Genomic DNA, 13,611 nt, shown 5'->3' on the forward strand with positions numbered 1-13,611 from the left:
AGAATGAAGCATGTTTTTGGCTGAATAAGCGGAGTATTTCCGGTTATGCCAAGCAATATCCACCAATTTAATGTATTTCGAGTAAATAGACGGAATTTCTCCGTCTATTTAGCCTATTTTCAATACAATTTACTTATTAAGCGGAATTTTTCCGACTATTTATCAGATCCGGTATTTCTTTGAAAACTCCCCAAAATGTAATTCCAATTATAACGACTTTAAATTATAAAATTCAGAAGTTAAAAAGCATGATGATTTAATTGCTAATCACCATGCTTTTTCTGCATTACTTGTACTGTTATATCTGATTTCGCACTTCCAAAGAGAATCCGGAATCAATGCCGGGAATTCTTTTTGATCGCTGGTCTATATACTTTGTTTGATCTCACGTAGTTTCTTTTGTTTTCCGCTTGAATAAATCATCACTAATATGCTTGTGGTGATTAAGATTCCATGGAAAACCCAGACCATTTTAGCCAGGGTGAGGGTTTCGAGAAGAAGAGGGGCAATCACAAAACCAAGTGCAAACCCTAATGATTTTAACAGCATGCCAACTCCAAATATTCTTCCTCTTATGTAATTATCCGTTTTCTGGAGGAGTGTCGCGTGCAGAGTCGTAAAGCAGGCATCAAAAATGCCGGTAATGAAGGCAAACAGCAGGACAACCCAAACATTCTTGTTTGACAAAAAGATGATAAATCCAGTTGACATCATAATCGCTGCAAGAAAATATGTACGATACAAGTGGTTACCCTGCAGAAATTTCAATCTTGGCAGCAGAAGGGTGGCAAACACAGAGCCAGCTCCCCAGACACCCCAGATCAGTCCATAAATCAAGCTTTGTTTGCTCGTATCAATTGAGTCTGCCAGCAAAGGAATACCTAAATTGTGAGAGGCGCCGGCAAATGACCCCACGAGGAAAACGATATTGACATACATTAACATCGGCACAGAAAGGATGAAAGAATATACCTCTTTTAAATCCTTACCAACTTGGGATACTTTTTGTTTAACTCCATTCGTTATCAAACCTGATTGAACTGGATTTGTTGTTTCCCACTTAATTTTGATTAGTACTGCTGCAGATATTAGATAAGTAGCAGCGTCGATGATCAGGGTAACCTGGTAACCAAGAAAATCTGTGATCACTCCAGCACCAATGAACCCAAAAACCAGGCTGATCGATGTCAATCTCGAGATCAGAGCATTGGTCTCTAATACCTTATCCTGGCCAAAGATTTGCGGTATTTCCGCACTGTAGCTGACAGCAAAAAAGCTGCTCGTCAACCCTATCAAGAAGCAGACGATCAGGATCATGACTGGATCAGGAAAGGGGATCAAGCTCAGGATGATGATTGCCCTAAAAACATCGGTCCATATCATGATTTTCCTACGGTCAAAACGATCTGCGAGAACACCTGAAAATAAGCTGGATAAAACTCCGCCCAATGTCCGGAATGCCATGGTAGCAGCAAGCCAGGCAGGACTTCCTGTTGCCATATACATCAAAACATTGATTGCGATTAAATCCATAAAGGTTCCAAGGTCGGAAAATGCTTTTACATAAAGAAAAACTTTGCGGTTCATAGGATCTCCCTTAATCATGAAGTTTAGTTATTCTGTTATATTTTAAAGATTTTAAATTTACTTCGCAATACGAAATTTCAGTTTTTTGCTATAATAGAATAAATTTCCTCATTAGAAGGGAGAAACTCCCTGTCGAACAGGGAGCTCTTTTTATTTTGCAATTACCACCATGGCCTGCCATACCAGCGGCGACGACCGAAACCATACCATGGACGGCGGCCAAATCCGTACCACGGTCTGCGGCCGTACCAGTACCCAGGTCGGCCATAACCATACCACGGAGCGCCAAATCCATACCCGCCATAAAATGCAGGTGCAGCAGCAAGGAATAATAACGGAATAATCCTTTCATCATTCTGATGATCTTGCCTGTGAAAATAAGTTTGAGGATAATTCATTGAGCAACCTCCTATATTTTATTCAATATAGGATATGTGACTAAAAATTTGATGGCATAAATATAAAAAAATAGACAGTTGCCCATGCTTCTAAGAGAATGGAACACTATAAAATCAAAGGAGGAACACAAAACATGATTCAATTAATCAATCAAACTGTCATGCATAGTTATCCAGGAATGGTCGCACTGGTTACAGTGTCTCATAAGGAAGAAAATAATATAATGGCTGCTGGCTGGCATTCATATATATCATATGATCCGCCAATTTATGGAGCAGCTATTGGCCGTGAGCGATATACTTATCAACTGGTAAAATCAGCAGGGAAATTTGCCATTAATTTTGTGCCTTTTGAATATTCAAATCTTATTCAGCAAGCAGGCGTGTATACCGGTTCGAAAATCAATAAATTTGATATAGCGAACATCAGTTTTGACCACGGGTCAGCTACAAACTCACCGATACTGCATGATGCTTATATTGCGTATGAGTGTGAAGTTATCGATCGGAATACATACGGAGACCATGACTGGTTTGTGGCAAACATCGTGGGTTTTTACCGGGATGATGATAAATTTCTTGCTAACGGATTGCCAGATTTCGAAAAGCTTTCAATTCCGCTATACATAGGGAGGTCAACCTATACAAAAGTTGATAAAGATAATCATTTTATTTCCCACCCGGTAAAAGAAATTTAATTGAAATAAGTAAGCTGATGATTCAAAAAGAGAAAAGCTGAATTAGAAAACAGCTTTTCTCTTATACTATATTAAATGCGTGTCTTTTAGTTATCCCGCGAACATCCTGCAAGCCTGTGCACAATGAAAACATTTTTAAGAAGGGGAATGGGATGAGAAACATAAAGAAACATTTATTTGTTTCATTTCTGGCATTTTTATTGAGTTTAATATTTTATTATAGCCGATCTGGCTGGAATACAATGCATTCCTTGAACAGAGCATTTGCGGATGTGGCCTTATTATTTCTGATTATTACGATGATACTGGGTCCGCTAAGCAAATTTCATCCTGTTTTTCTCCGTTTTTTATCCTGGAGAAGAGAGCTGGGAATTTGGTGCACCATCATGGTATTATTGCATCTTTATATCCTTTTCAAAGGGTGGTTTTACTGGGAGCCAATTAGATTAATTATCGGGGTTAATCAGGTAACAGGCCAGCTTGATTTTGATCCTGGCTTTACACTTGCCAATCTAATTGGGTTTGTCAGCTTGTTCTATCTGCTTTTGCTTAGCCTGGTATCAAATACTCGCTCTGTCAAGATATTAGGGGATAAAGGGTGGGAGCACCTTCAAAGACAAAGTGGCACTCTGTTCGTGTTGGTTATATTGCACACCACTTTCTTTCTGTTCTTTTTTCGATTCGGGCAGTATAACTGGTTACAAAAGCCATTTCTTGTTATTATTGCAGCTATATTTATATTGAAATGGGCCGCATTTATACTAACTGTAAAAAGGAATCGACCTAAAAACGGCAGAGAAAAAAATTAAAATAGACATGCAAAGATAACTTTAAGTAAAAAGTTCATAGGCCAGTGACCGGAATCAAACTAATCAAGCATTAAAGCCAAACAACGTTAAGCCATCACTTGTAGATGAGTGCAGGTGGCTTAACGTTCATGAGCCTAACTAATAATATGATCGTTATTTGCAATGTAAAAGACGGGAGGAAGGTAAGCTGAGCCCTTTCTATAAAAAACCTTTTTCCTAGTTTACATAACATAAATTCTAGGAAGTTGCATAAAATCATTATAGTATTGTCTCACTAACTAAGTATACTTAAACTAGTGAGACGCAATCGAAAATTCACCTGGATTCTCATGATATTAATTTGTTTCTGCTTAAAATAATGACTTCTAATTTAATTAAATTTTTTTTGGTTAGTTCAAGTCTATTGCTTCAGTTCATTCCAGTTTGCATCTGGGTCTTATTAGAAAAAACTTCTTATATCTCGTTTCGCGCCAGAAGTTTTCCATTCGCTTTATTTATGGTATTAATCATACTGTTATCTGTCTCTATCCTCTTTAACAATTTCCCTTAGTTTACATAATATTATTATGTACCTTCTTTTCCGGTTCATGCATGCTGTATTTAAAAAAGCACAGGTCTCATGCCTGTGCTTCTGGTGTTCTTTCTTTATTCGCTTTGTTAAGATACGTTCTAGGCGTACCATAGCAGCGGATTTGATTAAATTCTGGATAGATCGATGAAAACTGTACGTAAATTGGCGCATCAAGCAGCCATGGATAATATGTGAAAAAGCTTCTATCTCCATAAATCATCGCAGTCAATGCTAAATCCAATTCTTTCTTGAAAATCATGTATCGGATTCTGGACATATTCAAATCGTATTCGCCGTTGCTGATATAAACCTTTCCATACAGTAAGTATTCACCGTTGAGTGTCACCCAGTCGGCCAGTACTTCATCGCGCATTTCATAATTGATGGCCTGGTAGTCATAGACATTCCCGATGGCAAGAAATAATTCTCCAGTAAGGTCAGAATGAGTAAAAGTATATTTCCTGCTGTCTATAGGCACAAAAGCAGTTGCTGGTGGAATAAAGGTAACTTTCAGTCGTTCTGGCTTGAATTTGCTCACGTCAGAAGGCTCCTTCCTGATAAAAGAATCCTTTTCCGATAGCTTATGCCAGTTGTGGGAATTACGTGACAATCGCCTATTTTATTGAGCTTTCAGGGGTTTGACTTCAGCACTTAATAATTCCCATTTTCCGTTTTCATATAACCAGGAAGATTCAAGATTGGCGATTCCATAAGCATTATACGCTCCATTTATCCGCTGGCTCCCTTTTAATCCGTAAAGGCCATTTTTGACCTTCTCTGTCTCTAATAATCCGAATGGAAGAACCATTAGTTCTGCCGGTTCATTTAATTTTCCATCCTGATATAGCCCGAGCCTTTCATAATCATCTTTCCTGTCGCTTAAGTCAAAGCTGTACGACTGGCCTGTTTCCTCAATCGTAATGGAAGCCTTGTATCCATCCTCAAATTGACTGCTGACTGCCAAAGGTTCTGGCACAGTGAGATTGGTAACTTGGAAATCCCTTAAACTATATAAGTAATAATTCGAAAGACCTCCGCTTCCTCCCGTAGGAACACTGATAAATATGTCTTTTACAGAATCGTGATTCAAATCTTTATATATAGCAGCAGGATCGTAGCCACCCTCTAGATCGATCTTATAGATTTCTCCATTGGAGGCTCTGATTTTCAGGAAAATATTATTGAGATATTGAGCCCCTTCTTCATAAGGCACGCCTTTCACATAAATCAAATCTTTCTTCCCATCGCCCGTAACATCCACTTTTCCCTCTGATATTGTCACCGTTTTCTCACTGGATTCCCCTGCGTATACGCCGGTGAAGGCGGTTAACGACATAAAAAAGAATGCGCCAAACGTGATTAATAGTTCCCTTTTCATTTTAAATCACCCCGTTGAAGTTATCTTCTCCAGAAATGGTAAAAAAATGCATAAAAAACCCCTCTGACCGAATCAGAAGGGTTAGTTACTATTACTTATTTTTGGACTCTACAGCCTTTTGATAATCCCAGGACTCTATTCCTGTCAAACCATCAATTGAATCAGCATAGAAAACTGGATCTTTTCCTTGTTTTCGCTGTTCCCTGTAATCCTTTAATGCTGCCATAGCAATCTTCGCTAGCAAGGTTATGGCTATAAGATTGATCAATGCCATGATACCCATGAAGAGATCTGCCAAATTCCAGACGATGGCTAGCTCGGCAATTGAACCGAACAAAACCATTCCTATAACAGCAAGACGGTAAATAAAGAGAGCAGTAGGGCTTTTCTTGATGAATTCAATATTCGTTTCACCATAATAGTAATTTCCAATAATGGAGGTGAATGCAAAAAGGAAAATAGCTCCGCCGACGAACGCTGGTGCCCATGAACCGACATGAGCTGTCAGAGCTGCTTGAGTTAACTGTATTCCATCCAAATCAGGGTTCGTATATTCGCCCGACATAATGATGATAAAGGCTGTTGCCGTACAAATCAGTAAAGTATCCGTAAATACACCTAATGTTTGGATTAGGCCTTGTTTTACTGGATGGGTTACAGCCGCAGTAGCAGCTGCATTTGGTGCACTTCCCATCCCGGCCTCGTTGGAGAATAGTCCTCTCTTGATTCCCATCATAACCGCTGCTCCCATTCCACCGCCTACTACTTCCTGCAGGCCGAATGCGTTCTTGACGATCAGTGAGAGCATTGCAGGGATTTCTGTGAAATTCATGATCACAATGATCAATGCAAGGATTAAATATAACACTGCCATGATTGGCACGATAATTTGAGAGACAAAAGCGATCCTTTTAATTCCGCCAAAAATGACCGCCGCAGTCATAACAGCCAAAATGACTCCCATCCAAAAGCGATCGAATCCAAACGCCTGGTCAAAGGCAAGGGAAATGGTGTTGGATTGTACAGAACTAAACACCAAGCCAAAAGTAAAGACAATAATTATAGCAAATAAGATACCCAGCCATCTCTTATTTAACCCGCGTTCCATATAATAAGCTGGACCGCCGCGATATTCTGCCTCGTCTTTATCTTTAACCTTATAAATTTGGGCTAGAGTACTTTCGATAAAGCTTGATGCTGCTCCTATTAACGCAATGATCCACATCCAAAAGACGGCTCCTGGCCCTCCGGCAGAGATGGCTGTCGCAACTCCAGCCAGGTTCCCTGTACCAACCCTTGAAGCTAAGCTGACTGTAAATGCCTGAAATGATGACCTGCCCCGTTTCCCTTCAGAAGATACAGTGGCTGGATCTTTAAGTACCTTGATCATTTCAGGGAAGTATTTGAATTGAACAAATCTGGTTCTGAACGTAAAATATGTACCCAATACAACCAGTACAGCAATTAATACATAGCTCCACATATAATTGTTTAATTCGGATATAATGTTGTTGAAAATCTCCATAAAAAACTCCTTTATTATGTATTAGACAAAGATATTTTAGTATAGTTTTTAATGTACCAAAATTGTAATCGCTTTACAATGGTACTTCACTCCCATTATCAGATTTGCCTCCGAAAGACAGGAAGCTACCTACCTATTACCCTGATTTTTGGATTAAAAACAAAAAACACAGCAAATACACTGTGTTTTTTGTTGGAACTGGTATTATTGCGAGCCTTTTGCTTGTTCATTCTCACTTTTCCAGATACCTGTAAGCTTTCCAGTTTCACTATCATCCACAAGGAAGGATCCATTTGTATATCGATCGCTGAACCTTAATTCTGTAGCTTTCACTGAAACAATTTGCTGTTTTTCTGACTGGAAGAATAATTCTTCATCGTCCTGGACTGCCTCCACACCAATAATACGGTGAGGGTTTGCTTTCAATTCACGCAGCATGACAACACCGCGTTTAGCCCTGGAAGTCTTCTCGAACTCAGACATCTTCATTTTTTTAACGGCACCACGCTGCGTAGCTATGACGATGGAATGGCTGCGATTGTTGTCAATAGTTTTCCCGCCGACAACATAATCCCCATCCTTCAGGTTCATCCCCTTTACTCCAGCTGCCCTGACTCCAATTGGACTAATTTCTTCTTCGCTGAACCACAGACCATAACCGAGATGTGATGCAAGGAATAAATCCTTCTCACCATTGGTTACATGTACATCGATGACACGGTCGTCACCTTTTACATTGATTGCGGTTAGCGGCTTGGAGTAACGCTGGGCTTTATAAAGGTTTAATTCAGATTTCTTTACCATGCCATTCCTGGTCACAAATACAAAGAAAGAATTCTGTTCGAAATCCGTGACAGGGACAGCCTTTATGATTTCTTCATCCCGGTCTAACGGCACAAGGTTTGCAACATGCTGGCCAAGGTCTTTCCAGCGGATGTCAGGAAGTTCATGGACAGGCAAGTATAGGTAGCTGCCTTTATTTGTGAACAACAGCAGGACATCCTTTGTATTCATATTCAACTGTGATAAAAGCCTATCCGTGTCCTTCATCGCAAAATCCTGCCCATTGGAGGCGGCATATGATCTTTGGCTGGTTCGTTTAACGTATCCATCCTTCGTCACAGTAACGATGACATCCTCGCTTGCAATCAGTACTTCAAGGTTAATCTTGATTTCCTCAATCTCTTCCTCGATTTTTGTTCTGCGCTCATCAGAGAACCGCTTTTTGACATCCTTCAGTTCCTTTTTGATGACAGATAATAGCTTTTTCTCACTGCCGAGTATCGCGGTAAGCTCCTCTACTTTCTTGGCAAGCTCCTCTGCCTCGGCTTGAAGGGCAGTAATATCGGTATTCGTCAGGCGGTATAATTGCAAGGATACAATTGCTTCAGCCTGTACTTCAGTGAATTCAAATTTCTTAATCAAATTATCTTTGGCGTCACGCTTATCCTTTGAAGCACGGATTGTTGCGATCACCTGGTCGAGGATAGATAAAGCTTTCATAAGCCCTTCAACGATATGCTCTCGGTCACGAGCTTTTTGAAGGTCATATTGGGAACGCTTTGTCACAACATCCTTCTGGTGGTCAATATAAGCATCAATCAATTCGGCAAGTCCCATCAATACAGGTCTTTTCTTGTTGATGGCAACCATATTGAAATTATAGGTAATCTGCAAATCGCTGTTCTTATACAGGTAATTCAAAACACCATTTGCATCAGCTTCTTTTTTCAGCTCAATTACGACACGGAGCCCTGTGCGGTCGGTTTCATCACGCACTTCCGAAATGCCTTCCACTTTACGGTCAAGCCGGAATTCATCAATCCGTTTGACTAGATTGGCTTTATTGATTTCATAAGGGATTTCTGTGATGACAATCTGCTGTTTGCCGCCGCGGATGTCTTCGATTTCGGCTTTACCGCGAACGATGACCTTTCCTTTACCGGTTTTATAGGCTTTAGTGATTCCCTCAACACCCTGGATGATTCCTCCTGTGGGGAAATCCGGAGCTTTAATGACTTTCATCAAATCTTCCACAGTGCACGCAGGATTGTCCATCCTCATGATGACCCCATCAATCACTTCCGCCAGGTTATGAGGAGGAATATCTGTCGCATAACCGGCGGATATCCCGGTAGAACCATTGACTAGCAAGTTTGGGAACATCGCAGGGAGTACCGTAGGCTCACTTGATGTGTCATCAAAGTTCGGGATGAATTCGACTGTTCTTTTCTCGATATCCCTTAACAGTTCACCCGCAATGGCAGACAATCTTGCTTCTGTATAACGCATCGCAGCTGGAGGGTCACCGTCTATGCTTCCGTTGTTACCATGCATTTCGACAAGATAGTTCCGCACTTTCCAATCCTGGCTCATACGGACCATGGCTTCATATACAGAGGAATCACCGTGCGGATGGTAGTTACCAATTACGTTACCGACTGTCTTGGCTGATTTCCGGAAGCCTTTCTCACTTGTGTTTCCTTCCACGTGCATAGCATACAAAATCCTGCGTTGAACAGGTTTGAGCCCGTCCCTCGCATCAGGAAGTGCACGTTCCTGGATAATATATTTACTATAACGGCCGAAACGGTCGCCTAATACATCTTCTAATGGGAGGTCACGAAATTTTTCAACTGAACTCATTCGCCAGCAACCTCCTCTGTAACTGAGATATTTTCATTTTCAAGGATGTTTCCATCTTCCTCCAGGCCGAACGCTACATTGGATTCTATCCACTTCCTGCGTGGTTCCACCTTATCCCCCATAAGGGTTGTCACTCTTCGCTCCGCTCTAGCTGCATCGTCAATTCTAACCCGGATCAATGTCCTTGTCTCAGGATCCATCGTGGTTTCCCAGAGCTGATCGGCGTTCATTTCCCCGAGACCCTTATAACGCTGGATAATATAGCCTTTACCGACCTTCTTCATCGCGTCCTTCAGCTCTTCGTCGCTCCAGGCATATTCGATGACTTCTTTTTTGCCTGTTCCCTTGCTGACTTTATATAGCGGCGGCAGGGCAATGAATACCTTACCGGCTTCAATCAGCGGCTTCATATATCGGTAAAAGAATGTCAGCAACAGCACCTGGATATGGGCACCGTCGGTATCGGCATCCGTCATGATGACTATTTTGTCATAGTTGATGTCTTCTACATTGAAGTCAGAACCTACTCCGGCACCAATGGCATGGATAATCGTATTGATTTCTTCATTTTTGAAGATGTCCTGAAGTTTTGCTTTTTCGGTATTAATTACTTTACCCCGCAATGGAAGCACAGCCTGGAATTTCCTGTCGCGGCCTTGTTTGGCAGAACCACCAGCGGAATCACCCTCTACCAGGTAAAGTTCATTTTTCGCAGGGTTCTTGGATTGTGCTGGCGTCAGTTTGCCAGACAACACCGCATCTGATCTCTTTCTCTTCTTCCCGCTTCTTGCATCCTCGCGCGCTTTTCGGGCAGCTTCACGCGCCTGATAAGCTTTGATGGACTTTCGAATCAGTAATGTACTGAAATCAGGATTTTCCTCAAGGAAATATGATAAGTGTTCAGAAACGACAGAATCAACCGCGGATCTGGCTTCACTTGTCCCCAGTTTCCCCTTTGTCTGGCCTTCAAATTGCAGCAGCTCTTCAGGAATGCGCACGGAAACAATGCCCGCCAACCCTTCCCGAATGTCAGCGCCTTCAAGGTTCTTGTCCTTCTCCTTAAGCAACCCAACCTTGCGGGCATACTCATTGAATACCCTCGTCATCGCCGTTTTGGCACCTGCTTCATGTGTACCGCCATCTTTTGTCCGGACATTGTTGACGAATGAGAGCACATTCTCAGAGTACCCATCGTTAAATTGGAAGGCAAACTCAACTTCTATTTTGCTGTACTCACCTTCAAAACTGACAACTGGATGCATCACATCTTTTTCTTCGTTCAAATATTCTACGAATGCCTGTATTCCAGTCTCATAATGAAAAACATCCTTAGCATCATTACGCTCATCGATTAACTCTATTTTAAGTCCTTTTAACAAAAAGGCAGACTCTCTAAGACGTTCAGAGAGGGTATCATAGTTATAAGTTAACGTAGAGAAAATTTCCGGGTCAGGCTTAAAGTGGATTGTCGTTCCTGATTGGTTGGTTTTTCCGATCTTTTCAAGGGTTGTCACTGGTTTTCCGCCATTTTCAAAACGCTGCTCATAGATGAAACCATCACGCTTGATGGTTACAACCAGCCATTCTGATAATGCATTTACAACGGATGCACCTACACCATGAAGGCCGCCGCTCGTTTTATATCCACCCTGACCAAACTTTCCGCCTGCGTGCAGGACAGTAAGGATGACCTCTGGAGTTGGTTTGCCTAGCTTATGCATCCCCGTTGGCATGCCTCGGCCTTTATCCTGGACACTGATGGAATTATCTTTATGGATTTTGACGATGATTTGATTACCGTAGCCGCCAAGTGCTTCGTCTACAGAGTTATCAACGATTTCGTAAACGAGGTGATGAAGTCCCCGTGTATCCGTGCTGCCGATATACATACCCGGCCTTTTGCGTACCGCTTCAAGGCCTTCAAGCACCTGTATGGCATCATCATTATAATCAAAAGCTTGCTGATTTCTTGCCACAAACATACCCCTTTCATTTCTAGCAATCAACATTGACGGTTTTTATGTATAGTGTCAATGAATTCGTTAAGTATTCGTCTTTTTTTATAAGGCTTTTTCGTATTGATAGTTGCTTTTCGTAGAAAATGTCTATTCCAGCGCGTATTTTAGCTTCGAAACTGTATTCTTGGTTTCTAAAATGAAGAAAGACATTAGACTCATACAAACCCATAAACCCGTTTTCTTTAGCTTGTAAAACAACACGTTTACGAAAAGAGCCATTGAAAAAGTAGTAAGGTTCTTATCTCCTTTTTCAGAATCAGAACAATTGTTCTCTTAGTTATTTTACCATAAGAATGGCGTCTATGCTTAATTGTAGCGATTAATTGGGATTTGGCAAACGGATTTCAAGAATTAATTGGAATTTTGTCATAAAAAATCGGTTATTTGGGGACTTATGTGAAGCTTTCATGTCATTTTTTTGCTGTTAAATTCGATTCCATAGAGAAGTAAACCTCTTTCACCCTTCCACTTTCACCGGCCATTTAAACTCCCAGAGATTTCCGCCGTTAATTTTTCAATTGTACTGCAACATAAGAACAAATACATTTTACGGAGGCCTTTTATTTATGAGAAGAGCGAAGGTGTTCATTCTTGGATCGTCATTCATCCTTCTTCTCGCCCTTACTGCAGGCGGGGTGTTCAGGAGTGATGATGATCAAACAGGACATGGAGCACGAACCCATTCCTCGGGACAGCAAAGTATGTTGACACGGTCTATGGCAAAGGTTAATAACGTGAAGATAGGTGAGGAAATCAAGCATCAACTTGACACTCAAGAAGAAGTCACACTAATTTTTCATAATAAAAAGGATACAAGCCATTATTATGACCATGAAGCCACAGTTGACTTTGTTAACGAACCCAGTGTTGAGGAATTAGACCAAATTACACGCGATATTAAAGGCTGGGTCATCAAGCATCTAAACTCAATTTATATTTTCAGGTCAACGGTGATGGAAACGCCGGAAATGATCGATTACTTTAATCAGAGAAAAAATATAGAATATGCTGAACCCAATTTTATCTTGATGCAAAATGAAGTGAACGGTCCCAATGACCTGCTCTACCAGGAAAATTATCAATGGAATTTGCCAGTCATAGGTACTGAGCAAGGATGGAAGGTAACCCGCGGAAATGAAGATATTGAAATAGCGATTGTCGATACAGGTGTTGATTTGGACCATCCCGATTTAAGGAACCGCCTTGTTAAAGGCTATAACGTGATTGATGAAAAATCTGAACCGGATGATGACAACGGGCATGGAACCCATGTAGCGGGAATCATTGCTTCGGAAACGGACAATAACGAAGGTGTGGCGGGCATGACATGGTTCAGCAAAATCATGCCGATAAAAGCAATGGGCGCAAAAGGCTATGGCACAACCTTCGATATCGCAAAAGGGATCGTCTGGGCGGTCGACCATGGTGCCGATGTCATCAATCTTAGCCTTGGCAATTACCAGCCTTCAAGGGTTCTCGAAGAATCTGTACGTTATGCCTATAAGAAAAATGTGGTCATGGTTTCTGCAGCTGGCAATGATGGTTCAGACCAGCCGACCTACCCTTCTGCATATCCTGAAGTATTGAGTGTTTCTGCAGTAGACTATAATGGGAACAGAGCAAGCTTTTCAAACTTCGGGGATTATATTGATATTGCCGCTCCGGGTGTGTATATTCCCAGCACGTATTTTAACCAGCAATATGCTGCCCTTTCCGGGACCTCAATGGCCGCACCGCATGTCGCTGGCCTTGCTGCTTTAATTAAATCTGCCAACCCTGACTTAAGCAGTTCTCAAGTGATTAGGATCATAAAGAATTCCGCGATCGATCTGGGGGAGCAAGGGAAAGATAGTAACTATGGAAATGGCTTAATTGATGTTAATTCAGCACTGCAGGAAGCAGGCAGAGAAAAGCCAAGCCTTCGCAAACAGGAGAAGTCGTTATTTGACTGGCTCAGATAATGCTTAATCTGTAAAACAAC

Annotated in this window: 9 protein-coding genes; 2 read left to right on the forward strand and 7 right to left on the reverse strand. The window is 41.4% G+C overall.

All coding sequences use genetic code 11. The features are described from left to right. Window positions 1–366 precede the first annotated feature (366 nt). Together J7E37_RS08730 and J7E37_RS08735 are read right to left on the reverse strand one after the other, a co-directional pair. Entirely contained in the window at window positions 367–1,587 is a 1,221-nt protein-coding gene (locus J7E37_RS08730) for an MFS transporter (protein ID WP_215023584.1), read from the reverse strand. 161 nt (window positions 1,588–1,748) lie between these two features. Then, window positions 1,749–1,985 carry a hypothetical protein gene (locus tag J7E37_RS08735; protein ID WP_215023586.1) on the reverse strand — a complete coding sequence of 79 codons (237 nt, stop codon included), beginning with the start codon at window positions 1,983–1,985 and terminating at the stop codon, window positions 1,749–1,751. 134 nt (window positions 1,986–2,119) lie between these two features. Here J7E37_RS08735 and J7E37_RS08740 point away from each other — a divergent pair, with 134 nt between their 5' ends. After that, a complete protein-coding gene (locus J7E37_RS08740) occupies window positions 2,120–2,683 on the forward strand; it encodes a flavin reductase family protein (protein ID WP_215023588.1) in 564 nt (187 codons plus the stop codon). Between the two features lie 1,426 nt (window positions 2,684–4,109). On the opposite strand, the gene J7E37_RS08745 is transcribed toward J7E37_RS08740, so the two are convergent. From J7E37_RS08745 to parE, 5 genes are all read right to left on the reverse strand, one after another. Further along, entirely contained in the window at window positions 4,110–4,601 is a 492-nt protein-coding gene (locus J7E37_RS08745; RefSeq protein ID WP_214779029.1) for a staygreen family protein, read from the reverse strand. Between the two features lie 81 nt (window positions 4,602–4,682). Continuing rightward, window positions 4,683–5,441 carry a hypothetical protein gene (locus tag J7E37_RS08750; RefSeq protein WP_215023590.1) on the reverse strand — a complete coding sequence of 253 codons (759 nt, stop codon included), beginning with the start codon at window positions 5,439–5,441 and terminating at the stop codon, window positions 4,683–4,685. A 91-nt stretch (window positions 5,442–5,532) separates the two neighbouring features. Next, a complete protein-coding gene (locus tag J7E37_RS08755; RefSeq protein WP_214779031.1) occupies window positions 5,533–6,966 on the reverse strand; it encodes an alanine/glycine:cation symporter family protein in 1,434 nt (477 codons plus the stop codon). A 204-nt stretch (window positions 6,967–7,170) separates the two neighbouring features. Next, window positions 7,171–9,612: a DNA topoisomerase IV subunit A gene (gene parC, locus J7E37_RS08760; protein ID WP_214779032.1), complete on the reverse strand. Its 2,442-nt coding sequence runs from the start codon at window positions 9,610–9,612 to the stop codon at window positions 7,171–7,173. Next, complete coding sequence (gene parE, locus J7E37_RS08765; protein WP_214779033.1) at window positions 9,609–11,588, reverse strand: DNA topoisomerase IV subunit B; 1,980 nt, start codon at window positions 11,586–11,588, stop codon at window positions 9,609–9,611. Before parE ends, parC begins: the two co-directional genes overlap by 4 nt. Window positions 11,589–12,196: 608 nt before the next feature. Between parE and J7E37_RS08770 the strand changes: the two genes are divergently transcribed. Then, window positions 12,197–13,591 (forward strand): S8 family peptidase, encoded by a 1,395-nt coding sequence (locus J7E37_RS08770; protein WP_214779035.1) that lies wholly within the window; start codon window positions 12,197–12,199, stop codon window positions 13,589–13,591. The last annotated feature ends 20 nt before the right edge of the window (window positions 13,592–13,611 follow it).

Origin of the sequence: Bacillus sp. ISL-39 (assembly GCF_018613295.1) — a bacterium.
Classification (GTDB): domain Bacteria; phylum Bacillota; class Bacilli; order Bacillales; family Cytobacillaceae; genus Mesobacillus.